This window comes from Desulfotignum phosphitoxidans DSM 13687 (assembly GCF_000350545.1).
GTDB classification, from domain to species: Bacteria; Desulfobacterota; Desulfobacteria; order Desulfobacterales; family Desulfobacteraceae; genus Desulfotignum; species Desulfotignum phosphitoxidans.
Genome location: NZ_APJX01000003.1, coordinates 364049 through 387334, shown reverse-complemented (window position 1 = coordinate 387334; position 23286 = coordinate 364049). Strand labels below are relative to the sequence as shown.

Genomic DNA, 23286 nt, shown 5'->3' with positions numbered 1-23286 from the left:
ATGCTTTCTGAAATGGAATTCTCACAATGGCTGAACCAGCCGCAACATTTCGGCCAGATAAAAAAAATGGCTGCCGGGATTCAAAAACGGCTGGTAGTTGCCAACCTGCGCCTGCCGGGGACGGATGCCGGATCTGATCCGCAGGCCGCGCTTGAGGAGATCACCCAGGAGCTGGCCGCGTTCCTGATAGAAACCCCGGGCCTTCAGCCGATGCTGGTCCACGATGCAAATGCTGCGACCACGACAGTTATCCGGTATTTTCTCAATCACGCCAGAAACATGATCCGCAGCAGTGCCCATTCTCAGGATGTCTACAAAGACAATTGGCGGGCTTTCCGGCGGCATGTGCTGGCAGTGCTCGGGGATGCGGATGAGTTCGTGAAGTTTTCCGCCCCCCGGGATATGGCATTCGGTCGGTCGGACACGGCCCGGCCCGTGCTCATTCCCCCGGAAAAAACCGCTGAGATTCCGTTTCCTCCCGATGTGCCGGCTCATTTTGAAAGGATGAATCAGAAAAAACATATTCTGAACCTGGCGGTTCATTTCTGGGGCCACTGCGCGGAAATTGCCGGCACCCGCCATGTCCGAATGAATCTCAACGACTTTATTTCATGGATCGCCATGTATGTCCCGTTGCAGGTGACCCGGGAAATCCCGGATGAAACCGACGCGACCATTCCCCGGATCAGTACGCCCGGACCTGATCCTGAAAAAAAATCCTGTGTGGAAGCCTGGGTAAACAATTTTTACAACCGCCTGGATGCCCGGCAGAAACAGATTTTCTATTATTATGAATGCCTGGGGTATACGGGAAAGCAAGTGGCAAAACGCATGGGCAGAAAGTCCCACCTGACCTACCAGCGGGACCTGATCCGTGAAGACCTCAAAGCGTTTCTGTGTCCGCTGGAGTGGGTTTCGCCGTCCCCGGAAAAAGGGCATGCACCCGGTGATCCGGATGCGTTCCACTTTTTCATGGAAACATTGTGCGCCACCCTGGGGCAAAACCTGGAAAAAACATTTTAAAAGGCAGTCTCCCATGTCCGTATGTATAACCAACAAGGATCATATTAAGGAATATTGATGTATACCCGAAAAACAGCCCTGTCTCTGGCCATTCAGGCCCGGACATGTCCGCCGCAGATTGTTCTCGATGATCCGTCCCATGCCCGGGAGATCACCCGGCACCTGGCCGTATGCCCGTTCTGCAGCACCCGACGGTCCTATGAACTGGATGCCTGCCGGTATCTGGGCCAATCGCTTGAAAAGCAGATACCTCGTGCGCCGGCCCCTTTGCGCATCGAACCCGGGCAGATCTGGCAGATCGACCCGGCCCTGGCAGAATGGCGGGACGGGTTCTATTATTCTCCGCCTGCCGTGGTGGTGGTAACATCACGGGAACAAGACTTCCCCGGCCTGCTGGCAGCCCAGATCTGGCATGACATCTATTTGGCCGGCCCCGGGGACCTGGCGGTGACACCTGACGATTCCCCACTGGACGACCCCGTGTTCATTGAAACCTGGAACCTGTTCACCCTTGACCCCGCCTATCTGACCCGTTACCTGGGCCGGACTCCCGCCGGCACCCCGGCGGATATCCTGAAAATGAACCAAAACCCGGAATATCTGCCGGACTCTGCCATGATCCTGCTGCCCTTAGAACAAAACGATCCCCGGCACTATTTCAGAAAAATGGAGATTGAAACCGGATACACCTTTGCCCGGACCGCTGCTAAAAATTTGATGCAGACACGGACCGGCGACACGGTGACAGACCTGAAAAAACAAATTCAGACCCTGATTCCGGGAGCCAGATTTTCCTGGACCCCCCGGAACACAAAGGAATGTTTCGCGCTTCTGGAATTCCCGGCAGAATCCCTGGCTCTGGCGGCGGCAGACGATGACCACGAAAAAATCGTGGCCACCCATTTTCACCTGACCCCGGATCCGGAACAGGACCTGGTCACCCGGATCACCCCGTTTTACTGCGTGATTTACAGTGAAAACAATACACCAGACACCTTCACCGTAAGCGGTACGTTGGCGGATCTGCATTTTGATCTGGAAAAAACCACTTTCTCCTGCTATCTGGCAGACAATTTTGCCCAAACCCTTGAAAAAGGCACGATCCAGGTGGAACCGGAAACCTGTGCCTTCATCGCCCGGTTTCTCCGGCCCAAAAAATCATCCGAATCCCTGTGCATCCTGGCCGAAGAAACGCAGGCCCCGGACCCGCAAAAATAATGTGTGCCCCTCCTTTCAGCCACCTGCTCGGCATCACCCGTCTGTCGACAACCCATTCAAAGGATTTCGGCGAATCACCCGTGAGGCAAACACTGATCACCCTGCCGCCGGCCAATTTTTTCACCCGAGTGGACCACCCCTGTTTTGCCCGGCAGTTTGATGAAATTTCTTTCCTTTTAAAAGACCGGCCCGGTCTGCTGTCTCTGTTTCATCTCCACCTGATCACGGCCCTGGTGCAAACCCCTGAACCTGAATTCCAGAACGCCCGTCGTTTCCTGGCAGACCACCTGGACTTCACCAACCTGCCTGGATTTGAACTCCCTCTGGAAAACAGGGAAATCTGGTACAGTGTGCCCGTGATTCTGACCAGTTCCGGCCGGGCCTATATCCGTTACATGATTTTAGGAAAAATGTCCTCTCCTGGTTTTCCGGACCTGATGCCGGCCTGGGCATTGCCCTTGTTTGATCCTGCCGCGCTGGAGGCGGTCCGGACATCAGCCCGGGTGGCCCGGGCTTTATGCGGTAAAACTGGAGACGAACGCCTGGTCTGCTATCCATTGACCCAGCCGGCCCCGGCGGTCCCGCAGCACGGTTCTCCACGGTTCCAGGGCACATCCCTGGGCCTGCCCCTGGCTTTAGGCTTTGCCGCATTGCTCAACGGCCACCCCATCCCCCGGACCCTGGCCGCCACGGGCCGGATCACGGAACAGGGAGAGATTCTTGCCGTGGGCCGGCTGGACCTGAAAAAATCCGGTCTGGAAAACGCCCGGTTCAAGGCATTGATACACCCTTCGGACGGATCCGGTTTTTCCCCGGCCGGCCCCATCACCTGCCTGCCCGTATCCACCCTGTCCCAGGCCTATGCCCTGTTTTCCCTGTACTCACCGGAATCCACCCGGAACCTGATGCTGTTGTCCGCCTGCCTGAATGATCCCAAAGTGCTGGCCAAAAATATCGGAGCCCTGCCCTGCGGCTGGCTGGAATGGATCACCCGGCACGGCCTGGCACGGCCCGCCATCGATGCGTTGACGTCTGATCCGCATCTGTTTGCCGCGTATACGGATATCTTTTTGCAGAAAACCGGGGCATTCGATACCGACCATGCAGGGGCGATCCAGGCCCTGGTTTCAAAACAGGCCATCCAGGAACACACACGCACCGCGCCTTTGTCTGTGTTCAAATGGTGCACCGCGTCCCTGGCTCTGGCCAATCATTGCGGTGACATTGAAAACGCGGGGCTTTGGGAAACAACCGGACAGTCTCTCTGTGACATAATTTCCGGGATGGACCTGGATCTGGTGGCAGATTTTTTCAACCATGCCCTGGTGGCCCGGCACAACCGGTATCAGTTTACCCCGCAACTGCCCGAACCCCTGACCCGCCTCCTGGCCTTCCTGGAAAGCATGTACGCCCCAAAATGCGAATTCGGCTGCCCCACGGACCCGGTTCTGGGACGGCTTTACGGCACCCTGATGCAGCATTTTGCCTTCTGCGGCCCCAAATACCTGGACCGGACCCGTTCCTGTTTCCACAAAGCCGTCCAGGCCTTAGGTCGGGACCGGGTCATCGAATTTCGGGAAGAATGGCGCCGGCAGTACAACTACCTCACCTATGCCCTGCTGGATGCCGGGGACCGGCCCGGTGCCTCCCAAAGCCTGGTGTCCTATTTTGACTGCGCCCGGATGGACGATCTGGTAGATCTGATCTTTACTCCGGACATCTCTTTTTCTCCCTGGCAGACGGCTCTGACAGCCCGGTATTTTGCCGGGAACACGGCCCACCCCGCCCGGGACCGGATTTTCAAACATCTGTTGCAACGGTTCCAATCCGATCCCGGTTCGGCCCACCCCCGGCAGCTGACGGCCTTCAACCTGGGCCGCATGGCCCTGGCCCTTGAAGAAACGTCCTTCGGCGCGGCGTTGCTGGAACAAAGCATCGAGCTGTGTTTTTCCCCCAATGCCGGCCCCACCATCCAGGTCATGGCCCTGCTGCCCATATCGTTTCTGCCGGATTCAGCCCTGCCGTCCCTGCAACAGATCCACACCTGGGAACAGACCATTTGTTCGGCCGCAGCCCGGCTGGATGCCTCCCATTTCTCACAGGTCCTTGACACCCCGCTGATGGAGATCCGTTCACACATCAAACAGACCCCTGCAGCCTGGTTTCCTTTCAATTACCGCTGATTTTTATCCTGTTATTTCACTCTTTTTTTAAATTTTTTGCCGCCACTGCCGTATGCCTTGTCAGACAAAGGTAAAAAATTGAAACAAACGCTTTACTTTTTACTTGGATAAAGATAACAAAAACATGGTTCATATGATGTCACCGCCTGTCACAGGCATCGATTTCAATCTTTTTCCCAGGGCATGCATCATGAAAACAGGCAATTATTCTTTTCACATCACCCTTGAAGAACCGGCGTTTCTGCCTTTCTACAAAGGTTCCACGTTCCGGGGGGTCCTGGGACACGCGCTCAAGCGGATCATCTGCGCCCTCAAACATACCTCCTGCAAAGACTGCATGCTCAAATCCCATTGCGCTTACGCCCTGGTGTTTGAAACCCGGTATGCGAGGCCCGCGCCAAAAGGCGACCGGATCTCGGATGCCCCCCATCCCCTGGTGATCGAACCGCCTTTGACTCCCCGGCAGACATTTGCCAGAGGCGATTCCCTGCGATGCAATCTAAAGCTTTTCGGAGAAATCAACCAGCATCTTCCCTATTTTGTCTATGCGTTCGAACAGATGGGAAAACTGGGCATCGGCAAACAGGTCAACGGCCGCCGGCCCGGATTCACCCTGACCGCCGTCACCCTGAAAGACACCTGTTTATACCGGAAAGGCACGGATACCATCACCCTCCCGGACACCCTGCCGGAAACCACACTGGACTTGCGTCAACAGGTCCCGCCGGTCCATCAGCTGCGCCTCAGACTGATCACGCCCTTGCGCATCACGGGCCGGGAAAAAGGACCGGCCGACCTGCCGTTCGATGTGCTGATCCGGTCCCTGATCCGCCGCTGCACGGCCCTGCTCAACACCTGGGGCCAGGGGGAACCGGACCTGAATTATCCGGAACTGGCCCGAAAAGCCGCCGCTGTCACCATCACGGACAACGGCCTGTCCTGGTTTGACTGGAAACGCTACTCAGCCCGGCAGGACCGAAAGATGTTCATGGGCGGCCTGACGGGCGGGATCACCTACACGGGGGACCTGACCCCTTTCATGCCTTTGCTGGTCATGGGGCAGACCGTTCATGCGGGCAAGAACACGGCATTTGGCCTGGGAAAATATACTTTGGAAATTGAAACGCAGTAATTTGTTAAACCATAAATGGAGAAAGCTATGAGTGTAACCCATCTGGAACCCACCGTTCTGAAAATCGCCATGGCGGGATTCTTCCATGATCTGGGCAAATTTGTCGACATCAGCTGCCTGGATCTTCCCCGTGATTATCTGGAAAACAACGCCGGATCATTTCTACCGGTGTGGAACGGGAAATATTCCCATTGGCACGCCCTGCATACTGCCGCCTTTATTGACAGCATGGCCGATTATCTGCCTTTGGCCTGCTCAGACCCGAAATGGGGAAAAGGCGAGGCGTTCATCCGGCTGGCCTGTGCCCATCACCGCCCGGATTCTCCCATGGAACAGATCATCACCCAGGCGGATCACATCAGCAGCGGTATGGACCGGGAAACCTTTGACAGTGACCGGAACAAATCCGTGGATTACAGGGATTACCAGAAGACCCGCATGATTCCGGTTTTCAGCCATATTCGTATCGATGAGGACCGTCAGAAGTTGGTTCTGGAAGACATTCCTGCCAGATATCCTTTAAAAAAAATGAGTCCAGAATCCATTTTTCCGGATGCCAAAGAAAAAGTCATGCCCGCCGGTGCCGCAGATGCCCGCCGGGAATATCAAGAAATGACCCGGGAATTTCTTGAAAAATTCAAACGCCTTGCCCATAAAAATGACGATGCTTCCCTGTGGTTCGAACATGCGGACTCTTTGCTCATGAAATATGTATCCGCTGTTCCAGCGGCCCGGGTCGGTCATGTCATCCCGGATGTCTCTCTGTATGATCACATGGCCACCACATCAGCACTGGCAGCGGCCCTGTATCTGTATCACGACCACTTTGAAACCCTGGACAACACCAGTATCAAAAACGATTCCCTGGAAAAATTCCTGTTGATCAGTGGTGATTTTTACGGGATTCAGAATTTTATTTTCAATGGATATGGCGATACCCGGAAATACCGTTCCAAACTGCTCAGGGGCCGGTCTTTCAGTGTCTCGCTGATGTCTGAACTGACGGCTGACCTGATCTGTCAAAAAATCGGGCTCCCCCATTCATCCGTGGTCTTCAATGCCGGCGGACGGTTCACGGTCCTGGCCCCCAACATCCCCAAAACACAGGATGCGATCCAGGAAGTACGATCCCAGGTCAACCAGTGGCTGGTGGCGCGGACATTTGGAGAAACCTGTATTGGTTTGAGCTGTGTTCCTGCTACGGGACTGGATTTTCAGAAAGGCCGGTTTGCATCCTTGTGGGATCAGATGACAGGGGCCATGGATGACGTCAAGTTCTCACGCCTGAACCTGGAACAACATGGCGGCACGGCAACAACACAAGACTATCTGGACCGGTTTCACAATGACCTGAGTCCCGGCATCTGTCCCCTTTGCGGCAAGCGTCCGGCAGACATCGATGTTCAGCTCGATGACATTCATGTCTGTGCCATGTGCCGGGATCATGTTTTCCTGGGTGAAAACCTGGTAAAAAAAATCTATGCCGTGATCTGCGATTCAAACAGCCGCCCTGCCGGCAAACGACTGAAAGATCCTTTTTTTGACGGATATCAGATTTTTTTCCCTGATCATGAGGCTCAAGACGATTCAAATGCGGCCTTTGATGTCATTCTGAAAAAAGAACAGGTTATCAAATACTGGAAAATCAGGGCCACATCCGGCGATGAATCAACGGAAGTCACTGAAAAGTATATCAACGGGTATGTGCCCGTATATACCCAGGCAGATGTCGGCGATGACGATGAAGACATCCAGCCGGGAATGCCCAGGACCTTGAACGATATTGCCGCATCTGCCGCGGCAAATGGCCGGGGAACCCAGGCGTTGGGAATCCTCAAAGCGGATGTGGATCATCTTGGTTTGATCATGGCCTGCGGACTGGCTGACAACCTGTACACCATATCCCGGATTGCCACATTGAGCCGCCAGTTCAACCATTACTTTGCCGTATTTTTACCTGAACTGCTGGAAAATGATGACCGGTTTCAGAATGTTTACACGGTGTTTGCCGGTGGAGACGATCTTTTCATGATCGGCCCATGGAACCGGATCATCGACCTTGTCCACGTTCTCAACCAGACCTTTCAACAGTATGTGTGCCAAAACAAAGAGATTCATTTTTCCGCGGGCATCTCGGTACACAAAACCCATACCCCTGTGGACGTGCTTGCCGCCACCGCAGAAGCGGCCCTGGACGAGTCCAAAAAACAGGGCCGGGACCGCATCACCCTGTTCGACCAGACCGTTACCTGGCCCCAGTTTCTGGAACTCAAACAGGTGGAGGATGAAATGATCCAATGGCTGGATCAGGAATGGATTACCAATGTCTTTTTTTACAAACTCAACCGATTCATCGATATGGCGGAAAAGGAAAAAGATCTGCTGGAAAAACACAGAACCCTGCACATGCAGGACATGGCCTGCACCCGGTGGCGTTCTCTGCTGGGATACAGTGTGGAAAGAAATGCAGGGCTCAAACTTTCCAGAGAAGAACGAATGGACAAGGTGCTGTATATCCGGAACAAAATCATCCAATGGCTGGGTCTCTACCGGGGCAGCCTCAAAATTCCATTATGGACGATCCAGTACAACCGGCGATGAATGCATTATAGAAACCAATAAATTTTCAGGAGAACTGCTTTATGGAACAGATCAAATTATGGGAAGACAGGGAGAATAAACAGATGAATCCGCTGCTTTTTTCCCAGGTAGCTGAGGATTTTGCCAGGCAGATGGATAAAGAAAGAGAGAGAAAAAGAAACTGCAACAATCAATCACAATTGCGGAAATTTTTTGATGAAATCGTTCGGCTGAACATGGCGGCCAAAAGTGGTCCCGACAACTGGCCCAATGTCCTTCCCCTGGTGCATATGCTCACAGCCAAAGCCGCCTATGCCCATGCCAGAGACCTGGTGTCAGAAGGATTTCTTGATTTCATTAAAAATGGAATCAAACAGATTGAACGACCGGAAGACCTCAGCGTTTTTACAATGTTTTTTGAATCATTTATTGGATTTTTCAAACTTTATGATGAAAAACGTAAAAAATAAGGGAGAATAAATATGACAGCCAAAACCATGAAACTTCAAGGGATCCATATGATGACCGGCAAGATCGTTTTGAAAAGCGGGCTTCACATCGGCGCCGGAGACACGGAAATGAGAATCGGCGGCACGGACAGCCCCGTGATCAAACACCCCCACACTCTGGACCCCTATATTCCCGGGTCCTCCATCAAAGGCAAGGTCAGATCCCTTCTGGAACTTCAGTCCGGTTTGATGGGTTTCACCAAAGGGAAACCTCTGGGAATCAAAGATTACAAAGAACTGGACGGTAAGCAGAAAGAGAGCTGCCGTGATATCATCTGCCTGTTTGGTGCCAGTGGTGCAGATACTGACGAACTGATGGAGATCGGGCCTTCCAGGCTTTCTTTTGCAGATGCCCCCCTGGACGAGGAATGGAAATCAAACGCCCTTGAGCAGAACCAGGCATTCACGGAAGTCAAATCTGAAAATGCCATCGACCGCGTCAAGGGAACGGCGATGCATCCCCGGTTTATTGAACGGGTAGCCGCCGGCGCACAATTTTCCTTTTCCATCAGTCTTAAACTGTTTGAGGGGGATCAGGGTTTTGAAGATTTGTTACTCAAGGGTTTGAAACTGCTGGAAATGGATGCCCTGGGCGGCAGCGGCAGCCGGGGTTATGGACGAATCGAATTTCAATTTGACGATCCCGGTATCCAGGAAAAATTCCAGGCGATCAATCCTCTTTCCTGAAGGAGGTATTATCTGTGAAACTTTATGAAATCACCATACAGCCCGGATCCGCGATTATCACACCGCTGAAAGGCGACACACTTTTCGGACATTTCTGCTGGCAGGCCGCCCATGACCCGGCCCTGGTCGACGGCGGGCTGGATCAGCAGATAGCCCTGTATGACAAAGCGCCTTTTGCTGTCTTTTCTTCCGCCTGCCATCGGACAACCGATGGGAATACCTGGTTGCTGAAACGGCCGGACATCCCTTTAAGTTTTTTCCCCGCATTCGCAAAAATGGCCAAAAAAGAACGGATCAGGAACGTCAAAGAGATCAAAAAAAGAAAATGGATGCCCGTGACGGAACCACTGATCCTCAAACCGGAGCTGGACAGTTTCCAGAACATCGAACAGGTCCGGACATCCATGTCTCATCCCCACAACAGCATCAACCGTCTGACAGGCACCACGGGCAAAGGCATCTTTGCGCCATATGCCATCCAGACTTGCTGGTTTTATCCCGACACCCTGTTGTCCGTGTTTGTTCTGGTTCGGGAAACCGCCACTGATATCGACCGCATCGTCTCAGGAATGCGCCGCATCGGCCGGTGGGGGTTTGGAAAAGATGCGTCCACGGGCATGGGCCGATTTGAAGTGACAGGGTTCCGGGAACTGGCCCTGCCGGACTGTTCCAACGCAGATGCGTTTTACACTCTGGCCCCGTCCGTTCCGGAAAAAGAAACATGGAATCGATGTTATTTCTCTCCGTTTACCCGTTTCGGCAAACACGGAGCAGAATTGGCAGGCGTGGGGAATCCTTTTAAAAATCCCGTTGTGATGGCAGATGAAGGTGCCGTTATTTTCCCGGATCTTGCCGAGGCAGAGCGATTGAAAAAAAATCTCTATACGGGAAAAGCCGTGAACAATGTGTCCAAAATCATGCCGCAAACCGTTGTGCAGGGCTACTCACCTGTATTACCAATCATCTGGGGTGAATCATGAAAAACATATTCCACTGTACCATTGAAATTCTGTCACCTGTTCACATCGGGTGTGATGAATTCTATGAACCCACGGGTTTTGTCATTGATGAATCCAACGGGCAGCTGATCCATTTTGATCCGGTTCTTTTCCTGTCTACCCTTGAACCGGAGGAGCGGGACAGGTTTTCAGCCATCTGCCAGGAAGGGACAGTCTCTTCCATTCAAAAAATTTATCAGTTTTTCCGGGGAAAGCCTGCCCAGGGCCGCCGGGTCCATCTGTGTGACGGTTTTCTGGACCACTACAAAAAAACGCTCAATCTGCCGGACAATCGGTTCCAGAAGGAATTGAACAATTTTTCCATTCAGCGGACCGCTTTCCGTTTGGTCGACGGCCGGCCCTACCTGCCGGGTTCCTCCGTCAAAGGAGCATTGCGTACCGGGTACCTGAATGAGGTATGCCAAGGCAGAAAAACAGGCAAATCCGGAAAGGATATTGAAAAACATCTGCTCAACTATTCAAGAATTGACGACGACCCCTTTGGAAAAGTCAAGGTGTCTGATTTTCAACCGGTGGGAGACACACAAACCCTTATCGTTTATGCGGTCAACAAAAAAAAGAAGATATCTGACAAAGAGGCACGTGGCCTCAGTCAGATGCTTGAAGTGATTCAGCCGGGCGCATTGTTCCAGGGCATCATCGAGGTCGCCGATGCATCGGTTTCCCCCCACATCAAACAACCCGTCCAGCTGGATCAGCTGCTTTCCGGGGCTGTTGGTTTTTATCTCAAAGAATTCCAACGGGAAGCCGGGGAACTGGCAGCCATTCAGATTCCTCCTCCCGTTGTGAAAACCATAGACCAGGGGGGCAATGCGCTGCCATTGAGAATCGGCAGACATTCCGGTGCGGAATCAGTGACCATTGATGGGAACAGAGAAATCAGGATCATGCTGGGAGGCAGGGATTTCACTTGTAAAGATCATGCGACGACCCTTTGGCTGGCTGCCAACCAGCCGAAGGCGGCATCCGCTTCTTCGCTGCAGCCCTTTGGATGGATCTCGATTTCAGGTCTATCCCTGGAACAACAACGCGTTCTAACTTCAAAAGAAAAAGCATACATTCGGGAACAAAATCGGGAAGCTGAAGAAAAACTGGCGCTGCAGGAAGAGCAGCGGAAAGCGGAAGAAAAGGGAAAACGCGAGGCTGAAGAAAGAAAGGCTGCCATCGAGCGGCAGGAACAGGAACAAAAGGAACTGGAACAGAAACTGGAACAGATGGGGCCTGAAGAACGGTTCGCTGCTGAATTTGACAGGGATTTACTGGCAGAGGACCAGATCAATGCCATGTACAACCGGATCGATGAAATAGAGGATGCGTTCAAAATCCAGATCGCATCCCGGCTGGCAGCATATTACCAGAAAAACAACATGTGGGAGAAAAAGGATGCTCCCAGTAAAAATCAGTGGAAAAAAATCAGAGACCGGAAAAACAAGCTCGAGGAAATTTTAGGGAACCAGTGAACCATGGTGACGGCGCAAAAAGAAAAAACATTGTTTCAGCTGTTCAGTCACCAGCTGACACCGGATCAACGGAAAAACGCCAGAGATGAATTCAAGGTGACCCGTTTTCAGACACCTCCGAAACAGATTCTGCACCTCTGGTCCCAGGTGCCGCCCGACGACACCCAAATTTCATCGTTTCTTTCACCTGTTAAAACCTGGCTTGAAGAAACGGCCCATCAGGGAGATCTTGTTTTGATCCAGGGGGATTTCGGTGCCACCTATCAGATGGTCGTCCATGCATTTTCCATGGGGCTTGTTCCGGTTTATGCCACCACCCAGCGCCAGGCCCGTGAAAAAAAAATGCCTGACGGCAGTGTGCAGATGTCCCATGTCTTCCGGTTCAAACGATTCAGAATCTATGGGCAATAACAGGTCTGACCATGTTTTTTCTGGTTTGTTTCGACATCGTGGACAACAAAACCCGTTACCGGGTGGTCAAAACCCTGAAAGGCTATGGGACCCGGGTCCAGAAATCCGTGTTTGAGTGTGCGAACATGACGGAGCACAAATTCATGAAAATGAAATCCGATCTGGAAGATTTGATTGACCATGGAGAAGACACGATCCGGTATTATCCGTTGTGCCGGTCCTGTGTCCGAAATGTCGAATTCTCCGGTATCGGTATGCTGCCTTATGTCAAACCCTTTGCAGTTTTGTAACAAAAAGGGTATTCAGATCTTTGACAATTTGTTTTAAAAATTACAGACCTCCCCGGGTTTTAATGGGTTGCCATTGGATCCGATTGAATATTGAATAAATTCAAAGGATTATGGGATACGAATTATCCGGAGGTCTGTAATTTTAATATTTTAAATAATTTCAATGTATTATGGAACATCGGGCTTGAAAAAAGGTGTGAAAAAATTTCCCAAACCCCAAAATCGGCACAGGTCCGTAAAAATGGCCTTTGAGACCTTTGCCAATCAAGCGTTTCAGATACCCAGAGTCCGAATCACCGCCTCGATTAGAGAGGATTGAGACCATATGGGCAAACGTCTTGGGTATTCCCGCTTTTTTGGGTCCGAATCACCGCCTCGATTAGAGAGGATTGAGACACTTTGCCGGAAACTCGTTGTTTGATTTGAAACAGAGTCCGAATCACCGCCTCGATTAGAGAGGATTGAGACTTCACCTTCCTTTATTTAATTGTGAATGCAACATCTGTCCGAATCACCGCCTCGATTAGAGAGGATTGAGACTTGCTCTTACAATAGTGTTAGCTGGATTTTTTGTAAGTCCGAATCACCGCCTCGATTAGAGAGGATTGAGACACAAACAGATCACCATAACAGTTTTCTTTGATCGTTACGGTCCGAATCACCGCCTCGATTAGAGAGGATTGAGACGGAAATTTGCCTGCTGGCAAGTCATGTTCCACATTGGTCCGAATCACCGCCTCGATTAGAGAGGATTGAGACTGATAGGACCCATGCCAAGGCCCTTTCTGTTGTTGGTCCGAATCACCGCCTCGATTAGAGAGGATTGAGACTTCCCCGTCATCGCCGTGCTGAACTTCCCACCGATCGTCCGAATCACCGCCTCGATTAGAGAGGATTGAGACATTTCAATCAGATCCCGGAGCGCATCATATTTTGACGTCCGAATCACCGCCTCGATTAGAGAGGATTGAGACTTACACTTCATAAAATAATCTCCTTTTATTATGTGTCCGAATCACCGCCTCGATTAGAGAGGATTGAGACTCATCTTTTACCGCCTGGATCTCAGCTTCGGCGTGTGTCCGAATCACCGCCTCGATTAGAGAGGATTGAGACTTTCTCACATTCCCGCACGGCACCACAACCGGCACTGTCCGAATCACCGCCTCGATTAGAGAGGATTGAGACTCTTCAACCAGAACAGATTCACGAAGAATCCCGCTCTGTCCGAATCTCCGCCTCGATTAGTGAGGATTGAGACTTATCCGCCTCAGCAATTCCATTTACATACAGATCAGTCCGAATCACCGCCTCGATTAGAGAGGATTGTAATTGAAACCTGCCGATGACTGACCGAAGGACGGTTAATCCAGGCAACCTGAAAAACAGGAGGTGTTTATGAAATTGTTAGAGTGGGAAGTATCGGAAGATTCTTATCAGGAGCAGATCAATATTCCAAAAGAGATCAGAGCTCTTGCCGGAGAAGAGGGGATTTCAACGGAGGTCAAACAAAGTGCAGCCGTTGAAATACTGAATCTGACCACAGGTGAGTCATATACGGGGCGGCTTGCCATCACAGGGACCCATCAACTTTATCTGCCCGTTGAGATTCAAAAAATGCTGGAAGGAGCCGGCCGGATAAGGATCCGGTTGATATGAGTGGTATGAAAGAGGGTGTCGTCAAAATTCCGATTTCAGAAATTTACCTGGATGAATCCATTTATCCCAGGGAAACGATTGATCACAGGCGCATTGCCGTTTTTGAAGAAAATCTCCGGGATGGATTTGAATTTGACCCCATCGAGGTACAGGTATGGCCGGATCCGGAAAATCCGGCAAAGGTCAGGTACCGGATCCTGGATGGGCGCCACCGGTGGGGCGCGTATAAAAAAACGGGTGCCACCCACATCGAGGTGGTGATTATCACCCTGGACCAGATGGAACCGATCCTGTATGCGGCCCAAATGGCCATCGGGCCCAAACAGCTGACGGAAGCTGAAACACGCAATACGGCACGTCGTGCGTTTCAAAGCGATCCCCGGCTGACCTCTTCTGAAATCGGCCAGGCCATTGGCAGATCCAGGCAGGCGGTTGACAAATATATCGCCGATTTAAGGGCCACGGCTATTTTTGATCTTGAACTCAAAATTTTCCGGTTACATCAACTGGGGATTCCCCAGGACCGGATTGCCAGAAGAGTCGGTCTGGGTCAGCAGAGGATTTCACGCTATTTACGCCTTTTGCCACAAATAGCAAAAGGCGTAAACACGGATTTATCGAAGGGTTTTACCGTCCCGCAGGTGGCGCAAAAGCACGGCTGGCCTGAATCTCTGGTCTGGTCACAGGCGTTGGTAAAAGCCGATGATTTTGACCGGTTCAAGGCACTTCAATGGGGCATCCGGACCTGGGATGTGTGGAATTTCATGGAATGCGACCCCCGGTTCGGCGATGACTGGCCCGGCCGGATCCCGGCCCAGCTGGTGGCGCATATCCTGTATTTCTTCTCAGAGCCCGGTGACCTGGTGCTGGATCCCATGGCCGGGGGCGGGGTGTGTGCCGATACCTGCCTGGCCATGGGCCGGCGATGCTGGAGCCTGGACATGGATGACCGGCCCGAGACCAGGCCTGAGATCGAGCCCTGGTTCTGGGACCCGGAACAGGAATGGGACACCCGGCCGTTTTTCAATACCAGGGAAAAGCCCGCCCTGATCATCTGCGATCCCCCCTATTTTGATAAAAAAGCGGACGCGTATGCAGAAAAGAGCATTTCCGGGTTGTCCAAAACAGAGTATCTCGCCTTTTTAGAGCGGTTTTTGCGTTTTTTAAAACAGATCTCCAGAAAAAACGCCCGGCTGGCGTTTATCAATGCAGACTGGCGGGATTTTCAGAACTGCCCGGCAAAAAAAGAGGATCAGGGCCAGGCGATTTTACTGACCGATTATTATGAGATGTTTAAAAACACGGGCTGGACCCTGACTCATCTCATCCAGGCGCCTATGTCTTCGGAGCGGTTTAACGGCGGGGTGGTGGCTGCCATGCAGAAAAAAAAGATCCTCGGGGTCACCAGCCGGTATGTGATGGTTTTGAAATAAAGGAGGTCAAAAATGGCACGACGAATTTATATCAGTTTTATCGGTACCGGCGATTATAAGCCGGCAACGTACTCCTTAAATAACAGAACAGCTGACGTCTCCCGGTTTGTCCAGTCAGCTGAGTTGCAGATTATTGGCCCGGATTACTTTGACAAGGTTTTTCTGGTCATGACGGAAAGTTCCAGAGAAAAACATTTCAAGGCATTGAGATCGGAATTGATAAAACTGGGCGTTGAAAATATTCATGACATCTCAATTACGGAAGATCTGGAACCGGCCCATCACTGGGGATGGTTTGAAACAATCCTGAGCTTTATTGATCATGGAGATGAATTAACCGTTGATCTGACCCATGGATACCGGATTATCCCCATTGTTTTTTCCACAGCCCTGAATTTTCTCCAGAAAGCCAAGGACATCAAAATCAAGGCGGTTTACTATGGGGCTTTCGAAGCGGGTGTCGATGTGGCCCCTATTGTGGATGCCAAGGATTTTTACGTCATCAATGAATGGACGGATGCCGTCGCAAGACTGGTCGAAGATGCTGATCCCGGCAAGCTGGGCCGCGTGGCACAGAAAGAGGAAAACACCAATTTAAAGGAATTTGACGATCCTGAACTGGTGGCTGCTTTTGACGACCTCACAAAGGCGCTAAAAAATGTCGAAATCCATACGGTTTCGGAAAAAGCCGCCCGGGCTGTGAATCTCATTCGAAAAAAAGAAGCCGGGGCGTCAACGACAGGCAGAATTCTGCTTGAACTGGTCAAGGAAAAATTCATTTCCCTGATCAAGGACAAATCATTCACGGGGCGGTATGACCATGACTATTTTCAACTCCAGCTGGAAATCGTCAAGATTCTGCTGGATCATCAGCTTTTTATGCAGGCCTATACCGTGATGCGTGAAATGCTCGGGTCCTTCGGGTTGATCACCATGAAAAAAAAGGCGAAAATCAGCAATGAAAAAGGCAGAAAACAACGGCGTAAAGCGGAATTGTTCATCCGCATGCTCCAGAATGACGAATCAGAATGGGAATTTTCTGAAGATGAAAAAAAGAATATGGTGCGGATCATGCCTCTTTACAGGGAAATGGAAGCTGCCGGTATTGTGATACGATTGAAAGCTTTGACCGAAGATCTGACTAAATACAGAAACGGATTCGATCACGCCTGGACAAAACACCCCACTGCCTTTGATGATATTGAAAGCAAAGGGAACAGGTTTTTTCAGGAGATCGAAGATATCATACAGCAGCTGGCAGCACAGCATTTTTTTTAATTTTTCGTATTCAGTGCCGTAATACCTGTCAGAAACCCAAAGGAGGCGATTATGGCAACACTGGAATCCGCAGCAAGAATCATTCATCGGCCCGAAACCCCTTCCGTTCCGGCGGTCCCGGCGAAAACAGCTTCCCGGGAGCCGGAAACCGAATCCCGGACCGATCTGTTCACCCAGGACGAACTGTTCGGGGTCAAAAAAGGCCAGTACATCAAAAAAGCCCGGGCCAGGGTATTGGCGGACATCGAATCGTTGTCCGGCAACTGCCGGTGGCAGGATATCGTCAGTCTGTATCATCCCGTGGAAGAAAAACTGCCGGAGCTGGATGAGGCAGGCATGGCCGACATGGTCAAGGAAAAAATCGCGTTCGCCATGGGACACCTGAAACAGTTCGACGATGCCATTTCATTGCTTACTGCCTGCATCCGCAATGACCCGGACAATTTCTACACCCGGTCATCCCTGGCATATACGGCCTACTCGTCCCTGTTTGCCGCCAAAAACCGTGAAATTTTCCTGGCCGGGGCTCCCCGGGCGAGGCGGATCGAGCTGGCTCACGAAAACTTCACCCGGGCCAGAAAACTGCGGCCGGACGGGGTGACCAATTGTTACCGACATGCCATGCTGCACCTTCAGATCCAGAACAAACCCAAACCGGCCCTGCACCTGCTGAACCAGGCCATTGCCAACTGGGAAAACCTGTCGGAACAAGACCAGACCCGGCGGCACCAGGAAAAGAAAAACTATGTCAAATCCCTGTACCGCAGTGCCAGTGTGCTTCTGGCAAACGGCGAGGCATTGAAGGCCCTGGAACGGATTCAGACCTGCCTGAAACAGGATGAATCTTCCCATCACGTATCTGTGTGCTTCAAATATTTCGCTTTGGGCAAAATCCAGTTCTGCCGGGAGGAATACGGCCGGGCCGGGGAAGCCCTGCGGTTCGCCCTGCAAAGCCGGGAGAAAAACCAGCCCGTGGATTTTGTGCATGAACTGCTGGCCCGCACCTGCCTGGCACAGGGCCTGATCGATCAGGCCAAATACACCATCGAGCAGGTCCCGGTCAGGATGCGGCGGCCCTATTTCCGGTGGACGGAGGCGGATGTGCTGTGTGCGGCAGGACGGTTTGACCGGGCCTTGCAGGTGCTCACGGAAACCGCAGACCGGGACAGCCGGTCGAAACATGTGGCCCTGGTGCGCCTGGCCAAAATCTGCTACAGCCGGGGGCAGTTTGAATCCGGGGCTGGACATGCCGGCCGGGCCGTTGATTTCTTCAATGAAAAATGGGGCAATCTTTTTTATGAAGGCCTTTTCTGGCAGGCATTGTGCGCGTTCAAGGCCGGCCGGAAACAACAGGCTGAAACCCTGGTGGCGGAACTGGAGCGGGCATGTCCGAACTTTCCCAAACTGGACCGGCTGGCCGCCATGGTGCGGGGATAGGATGCCATGAAACCATCTGCAACAACACAGGTGCTTTCCGAGACCACCACAAAAGGACGCTCCAAAAACACTGCCCCACCGGGAACAGATTACACCCTGCTGGTGCGGCGCCTGGAAAAAGCCGTGCTGGAAAATCCGGAAAACGCCCGGGTCCGGGAGGTCCTTGCCAGACAAGTCGTGTGGCAGAAGCTCCCCGTGCCCCAGGCCCTGGAATGGGCCTCTCTGGCCCAGATTGCGGGATTGCCGGACACGGCCCTGGAGATCTATGGGTTCCTGACAGAAAATGATCCGGACAATGCCGGGATCTGGGAACCCTATATCCGGTTGCTGGATATCCTGGATTACCGGACGCGGCTGTCTTCGGCTGCGGCCCTGGCCGGCCGGTATCTGACCAGGGAAGAGATCGCAGCCTGGATATCCGGAAAGTCGGAGCCAGCTGACAGTCCTCGACGGATGGACCCGGATCTGGCCGCAGCTGAAGATCCCTTTGCCCGGATGCATGCCTGGCAGGCTTTACTGGACCGTTTCATGGATCTGTTTGCCGGCCGTGATGATGTGTTCGCCCGGCAATGGGCGGACAAAAATGAAGGGAAATCCGGTTATGTGCCCGTGCGCCGGCCCATGGACAAAGCCGATCTGGAAGAGCATCTCAAGGGATTGAAAACCTACGGCATCTATCTGATGGCCCAGGATGCCACGGTCCAATGCGGCATCATCGATGCGGACCTGGTGAAACCGCTGCGCATCACCCCCCGGAAGCAGGCAGACCAGGCCCGGATCAAAAAAGAGCAGGTATACATGATCACCCGGATCAGGGAATCGTCCCGGGAACTGGGTCTGACACCGCTGGTGGAGGTCAGCGGGGGCAAGGGGTTTCATTTCTGGTATTTTACAGACCGGCCCGTGGCGGCCTCTGTGATGCGCAAGGCTTTGGCAGGACTGGTGGACCCGTTGAGAAAAGACCTGTCCTGTTTTGAACTGGAAGTGTTTCCCAAGCAGGACCAGTTGAGCGGCAAGGGATTCGGCAATCTGGTGAAACTGCCCCTGGGCATCCACCGGCTGTCCGGCAAACGGTCTTATTTTCCGGAATGCGTTAAAAAAGAGATCCCGTTGCAGCTGGCGTTTCTGGAAAAAGTTGAAAAAGCGGATTCCCGGAAGTTCACTTCCGGTCCGAAAACGGCTGCCACTTCCAAACTGGTGACCCATCCGAACCTGGAAGCGCTGACAAAGGAATATCCCGGGCTGTTTGAACTTCAGCGCCTGTGCCCGCCCCTGGGGCAGTTGATCGCTCTGGCCAGGGAAGGCCGGGGGTTGCGGGTCAGGGAAGAAAAAATCCTGTTCCAGACCCTGGGGTTTTTGCCGGATGGGAAAAAAATTCTTCATTATCTGTTCCAGCATGATCCGGAATACAATTCGCACATGGTGGATTACAAACTCAGCCGGCTGCGCGGCACGCCTTTGGGATGCAAACGGATTCATTCCCTGACGGCGGCTACCGTGGATTTCTGCGACATCCGGCCGGACCATACCGGATATATCCACCCGCTGATACAGGTCCAGGCCTGGCAGAAAATGGATGAAAAAAAAACGCCGGTTTCCGGCAAGGTACAGAACCTGACCCAGGCCGTTGAAAACCTGAAAATCGCCATCCAGCAGGTGGAGCGGTTTCTGTCATAGGAAAATATTGATCATGGCGCTTCGGATCATTTGAAACAAATCTCAACCCGGTCGGAATCAAGAATCTTCTGATCCACTGTCATAAATGTCAGGTCGTAAACCAGTGCAGTGGCAACGAGAAATCGATCCGCAGGGTCTTGATGCGGTAATTTCACCTGTCTGCTTTGAATGGCTACTTCATGATTCAAAGACGCTTCTTTGAAAGGAATGCTGCCCAGCACCCGTTCGATCCATTCAACCGGATCGGCATGATCGATCCGGATTCTGTTTTTTTCATGAAGCATCAATATTTCCCACGTGGAAATGGGGGACAGCCAAAGGGTGCTGACTGGATCTTCAAGTGCCTTTTTCATTTCATCCGGCAGTTTATCAGAGCCGGTGAGACTCCATAAAAGGATATGTGTGTCCAGCAGTAGATTCATTTCAACACATCCCATTCTTTTTCATCCACAACCGGTTCCAGAATGTCGCCGGTGATTTTTATCTGATCTTTGAAGCTTCCTATCCAGGATCCATTGTTTTCCGTAGCCGGCGGCCGGGTCACCAATGCATAGGGTTTCCCTCTTTTGGTGACGATAACGGATATCCCCGTGTTTTTCACCTGATCTATGATTTTAAGGCAGGTTGCTTTGAATTCCGAGATCGAAATTGTTTGAGTCATGCCATCACCTCCTGTTTTCATAATCATTAACATGGTCAAGTTTTGTGGTCAAGTTTTGTTATTTTTCCTTTTTTTATTTTCCTCATCCAGTGCCGTAATACCTGTCAGAAACCCTAAGGAAACGATTATGACAACACTGGAATCCGCAGCAAGAATCATTCACCGGAAAATCGCCATCCAGCAGATGGAGCGGTTTCCGGCATAGGAAAACAATGTGATGGAAAACCTGTATGTCGTGGAACAGGGCAGTTTTCTGGCCAAAAGCGGAGACACCCTGAAAATCGTGAAGCAGGGCACGGTGCTGGACACGGTACCGGCCAAAGACCTGACCAAACTGATTCTTACCGGACACGTGTCTCTCACGGGTCCGGTAATGGATTATCTGATCAGACACCGGGTGGAAACCGTGTTTCTCACCCCCACCGGCCGGTTCCGGGCCAGGCTCATGATCGACGAGCACAGGCATGTAGCCTTGCGAAAGGCCCAGTATGAAAGGTTATCCGATCCGAATGACAGCCTGAACGTCATGAAAATCATTGTTCAGGGCAAACTGGAAAACATGGCCGCTTTTCTGCTGCGCCGGGGGCGGGATTACAATGAGCCAAAGTTGAAAGCCGGGGCTGCGGCCCTGACATCCCTGACGTCATCTTTGAAAGCCGCCAGAGAAAAATCAATTGTCCGGGGCATTGAAGGGGCCGGATCCCGGATTTACTTCAGTGTGTTTCCTCTGCTGATCCGCAACGACGTTTTCTTCTTCAACGGCCGGAACCGCCGTCCGCCCAAAGATCCGGTCAATGCCCTGCTTTCATTTGTGTATACCTTGTTGACAAACGAGGTGATATCTGCCATCAAAACATGTGGACTTGATCCCTATCTTGGGGCGCTCCATGAGATCAGCTATGGCCGCCCGTCTCTGGCCTGTGACCTGGTGGAAGAATACCGGGCTCCCGTTGCAGACCGGTTCGTGCTCCAGCTGCTGAACCGGAAAATGATCAAGCCCGAGGATTTTGTTTACCGTAAACCCGGACAGAAAGTCTATACCGATGAAAAGGAGATGGCATCCAACCGCCCGGTGGAGATGAAACCCCGGCTATACAAAACCTTTCTGGCCGCCTACGAGCAGATCATGCAGGGGCCGGCCGGGCACAGGAATACGATCCAGGCCCAGGTGAGGACATTTGCCGATTTTCTGCTGGGCAAAAAAATATCGTATCGTCCGGTAAAGTTGTAACCGTTCTTTGACAATCTATCATGAAAATAACAGACCTTTGGCAGATTTGATGGGCTGCCATTGAATCTGCGGGAAAAAGATACAAATCCAGCAGGTTATAAAAAATCAGGACATGGGAGGTCTATAATTTTCAAATCTTCAATAAAACCGTTAATTTAAACATGAGGGGAATCGACATGGACTCCGTCTATTTATTAGAAGCGCGATATGTCAAAGATTTTAAGGTGTTTTTAAAATTTAACACGGGTGAGTCTGGAGAGGTTGATTTGAAGGAAACAATATTCAAATATAAAATTGCTGAATCCTTGCGTGACCCAAAAGCATTTTCGAAGTTCTACCTTGACTCCTGGCCTACTTTGGCCTGGGAATGTGGTTTTGATATTGCGCCTGAATCACTCTATTTCATGGCGACTGGCAAATCAAAAATAGAATCTACTTCCGTCGCATAACGAATGCATATATGTATTGAAAAATCAGGTCTTCCATGCCGGACAGGCAAAATTGACTCGGCGGTCCCGCAGGCGGAAAGAGAAAAAATTCTCATATGTTACTGTTCCGAAAATCCGAGTTTTCTGAGTATCTTTTCCAATGGACAGAAGTCCGTAAATCCGGACTGAGTCAGATTCAACCCGACAAAAAGCGTCAGAGCAAACCACCAAGGTGAGTGAAGCAGCCCAAGTAATGCACTGATGGTAACCATAAGCCCCGGTATGATTCTCATTAATTTTTTAACAGTCATATCTTCCTCCTGTGTATCATTTGATGACTATCAAAACTGCATGGAAATGTCATCATTCCTTTTAAGCGACTCGTTAAAACCCCTGACCAGGCCTGGCGGAAACATCTTCAGCTGATCCTTGCTGAATTTCAATTGTGGGAGCCGATCCATTACCAATTCGGCGACGGCCAGAGACTGGGCAGCATCTCTGTTTTTTTTTGCCGGTTCCCTGTCATCTCTCCGGCTGACCCAGAATTTATATAAAGCAAAGGGCCAGGTCATGGCGACGTTGAACCGGTTGGGACTGTTCAGAAATCCGCTTTTTTCTGTTTCTGGTTCAGGTCCCTTTGAAAGGGCTGGACAATCTGTTTCAGGTCTTCTTGAATTCCTTCAAGAAATTCATTGGATTCCGGCATCTGATTTTCCTTTGCAGTTTCAATATTTTATTCAGCCCTGTTTTACACAACTGCCGGAAAAAATTCAATACCATCACACCGCCTTTTCCGGATCCGTTGCACCAAAGACCGGTGGTGACAACTTTTTTATATGGAAAAACAGATGTACAGAACGTTCACGTCGAGGAAACGGCGAGGGGCATGCTGCTCCTGGCATGCAGTGTTCGCCATCACAAATCCGGGTTGCGAAGCTGCGTGTTGTCGGCTATACTTAAATAAAATCAA

The 23286-nt window shown here is 51.6% G+C and carries 23 protein-coding genes and 1 CRISPR repeat array; of the genes, 19 read left to right on the top strand and 4 right to left on the bottom strand.

All coding sequences use genetic code 11. The features are described 5' to 3' along the window. The 16 genes from DPO_RS09240 (at position 1) to DPO_RS09165 (ending at position 19996) form a co-directional block, all read left to right on the top strand. On the top strand, positions 1 to 1023 hold the full coding sequence (locus DPO_RS09240) for an RNA polymerase sigma factor (protein WP_006965575.1): 1023 nt from the start codon (positions 1 to 3) through the stop codon (positions 1021 to 1023). Between the two features lie 57 nt (positions 1024 to 1080). Next, on the top strand, positions 1081 to 2241 hold the full coding sequence (locus DPO_RS09235; RefSeq protein ID WP_006965574.1) for a hypothetical protein: 1161 nt from the start codon (positions 1081 to 1083) through the stop codon (positions 2239 to 2241). 80 nt (positions 2242 to 2321) lie between these two features. Continuing rightward, the gene (locus DPO_RS09230; RefSeq protein ID WP_152427617.1) at positions 2322 to 4424 is read left to right on the top strand and encodes a hypothetical protein; all 2103 of its coding nucleotides are present in this window, start codon (positions 2322 to 2324) and stop codon (positions 4422 to 4424) included. A 190-nt stretch (positions 4425 to 4614) separates the two neighbouring features. Continuing rightward, positions 4615 to 5556, top strand: a complete 942-nt coding sequence (gene cas6 / locus DPO_RS09225) for a CRISPR system precrRNA processing endoribonuclease RAMP protein Cas6 (protein WP_006965572.1) — start codon at positions 4615 to 4617, stop codon at positions 5554 to 5556. Positions 5557 to 5583: 27 nt separating this feature from the next. Continuing rightward, positions 5584 to 8157, top strand: coding sequence for a type III-A CRISPR-associated protein Cas10/Csm1 (gene cas10 / locus DPO_RS09220; protein ID WP_006965571.1), 2574 nt, complete (start codon positions 5584 to 5586; stop codon positions 8155 to 8157). 41 nt (positions 8158 to 8198) lie between these two features. Beyond that, positions 8199 to 8606 (top strand): type III-A CRISPR-associated protein Csm2, encoded by a 408-nt coding sequence (gene csm2 / locus DPO_RS09215; RefSeq protein ID WP_006965570.1) that lies wholly within the window; start codon positions 8199 to 8201, stop codon positions 8604 to 8606. A 12-nt stretch (positions 8607 to 8618) separates the two neighbouring features. Then, positions 8619 to 9332 (top strand): type III-A CRISPR-associated RAMP protein Csm3, encoded by a 714-nt coding sequence (csm3, locus tag DPO_RS09210; protein ID WP_006965569.1) that lies wholly within the window; start codon positions 8619 to 8621, stop codon positions 9330 to 9332. A gap of 14 nt (positions 9333 to 9346) precedes the next feature. Then, positions 9347 to 10312 (top strand): type III-A CRISPR-associated RAMP protein Csm4, encoded by a 966-nt coding sequence (gene csm4 / locus DPO_RS09205; protein WP_006965568.1) that lies wholly within the window; start codon positions 9347 to 9349, stop codon positions 10310 to 10312. After that, entirely contained in the window at positions 10309 to 11811 is a 1503-nt protein-coding gene (gene csm5, locus DPO_RS09200) for a type III-A CRISPR-associated RAMP protein Csm5 (RefSeq protein WP_006965567.1), read from the top strand. The genes csm4 and csm5 overlap by 4 nt, the downstream gene beginning before the upstream one ends. A 3-nt stretch (positions 11812 to 11814) precedes the next feature. Further along, a complete protein-coding gene (gene csx20 / locus DPO_RS09195) occupies positions 11815 to 12222 on the top strand; it encodes a CRISPR-associated protein Csx20 (RefSeq protein WP_006965566.1) in 408 nt (135 codons plus the stop codon). A gap of 11 nt (positions 12223 to 12233) precedes the next feature. After that, positions 12234 to 12512 (top strand): CRISPR-associated endonuclease Cas2, encoded by a 279-nt coding sequence (gene cas2, locus DPO_RS09190; RefSeq protein WP_006965565.1) that lies wholly within the window; start codon positions 12234 to 12236, stop codon positions 12510 to 12512. Positions 12513 to 12798: 286 nt separating this feature from the next. Further along, positions 12799 to 13845: direct repeats of the CRISPR family, unit length 36 nt; unit sequence GTCCGAATCACCGCCTCGATTAGAGAGGATTGAGAC. A 65-nt stretch (positions 13846 to 13910) separates the two neighbouring features. Further along, positions 13911 to 14171: a hypothetical protein gene (locus DPO_RS09185; protein ID WP_006965564.1), complete on the top strand. Its 261-nt coding sequence runs from the start codon at positions 13911 to 13913 to the stop codon at positions 14169 to 14171. Beyond that, entirely contained in the window at positions 14168 to 15604 is a 1437-nt protein-coding gene (locus DPO_RS09180) for a DNA methyltransferase (protein ID WP_006965563.1), read from the top strand. Before DPO_RS09185 ends, DPO_RS09180 begins: the two co-directional genes overlap by 4 nt. Positions 15605 to 15616: 12 nt before the next feature. After that, complete coding sequence (csx2, locus tag DPO_RS09175) at positions 15617 to 16882, top strand: TIGR02221 family CRISPR-associated protein (protein WP_006965562.1); 1266 nt, start codon at positions 15617 to 15619, stop codon at positions 16880 to 16882. A 51-nt stretch (positions 16883 to 16933) separates the two neighbouring features. Next, a complete protein-coding gene (locus DPO_RS09170) occupies positions 16934 to 18319 on the top strand; it encodes a tetratricopeptide repeat protein (protein ID WP_006965561.1) in 1386 nt (461 codons plus the stop codon). Positions 18320 to 18325: 6 nt separating this feature from the next. Further along, positions 18326 to 19996, top strand: coding sequence for a CRISPR-associated primase-polymerase type A1 (locus tag DPO_RS09165; protein ID WP_006965560.1), 1671 nt, complete (start codon positions 18326 to 18328; stop codon positions 19994 to 19996). A gap of 26 nt (positions 19997 to 20022) precedes the next feature. Here the strand turns inward: DPO_RS09165 and DPO_RS09160 are convergent, their stop codons facing one another. Beyond that, positions 20023 to 20418 (bottom strand): type II toxin-antitoxin system VapC family toxin, encoded by a 396-nt coding sequence (locus DPO_RS09160; protein WP_006965559.1) that lies wholly within the window; start codon positions 20416 to 20418, stop codon positions 20023 to 20025. Further along, positions 20415 to 20657: a type II toxin-antitoxin system Phd/YefM family antitoxin gene (locus tag DPO_RS09155; RefSeq protein WP_006965558.1), complete on the bottom strand. Its 243-nt coding sequence runs from the start codon at positions 20655 to 20657 to the stop codon at positions 20415 to 20417. The genes DPO_RS09160 and DPO_RS09155 overlap by 4 nt, the downstream gene beginning before the upstream one ends. Positions 20658 to 20874: 217 nt before the next feature. Here DPO_RS09155 and cas1 point away from each other — a divergent pair, with 217 nt between their 5' ends. Together cas1 and DPO_RS09145 are read left to right on the top strand one after the other, a co-directional pair. Continuing rightward, entirely contained in the window at positions 20875 to 21888 is a 1014-nt protein-coding gene (gene cas1 / locus DPO_RS09150) for a CRISPR-associated endonuclease Cas1 (RefSeq protein WP_006965557.1), read from the top strand. Between the two features lie 176 nt (positions 21889 to 22064). Next, positions 22065 to 22337: a DUF2442 domain-containing protein gene (locus DPO_RS09145; protein ID WP_006965556.1), complete on the top strand. Its 273-nt coding sequence runs from the start codon at positions 22065 to 22067 to the stop codon at positions 22335 to 22337. Between the two features lie 98 nt (positions 22338 to 22435). Here the strand turns inward: DPO_RS09145 and DPO_RS09140 are convergent, their stop codons facing one another. Further along, a complete protein-coding gene (locus tag DPO_RS09140; RefSeq protein WP_006965555.1) occupies positions 22436 to 22627 on the bottom strand; it encodes a YgaP family membrane protein in 192 nt (63 codons plus the stop codon). Positions 22628 to 22657: 30 nt separating this feature from the next. After that, a complete protein-coding gene (locus DPO_RS26730; protein WP_006965554.1) occupies positions 22658 to 22888 on the bottom strand; it encodes a GSU2403 family nucleotidyltransferase fold protein in 231 nt (76 codons plus the stop codon). Here DPO_RS26730 and DPO_RS25530 point away from each other — a divergent pair. Continuing rightward, positions 22887 to 23276, top strand: coding sequence for a hypothetical protein (locus DPO_RS25530; RefSeq protein ID WP_160166907.1), 390 nt, complete (start codon positions 22887 to 22889; stop codon positions 23274 to 23276). The two genes, DPO_RS26730 and DPO_RS25530, sit on opposite strands and share 2 nt — an antisense overlap. Positions 23277 to 23286: the final 10 nt, after the last annotated feature.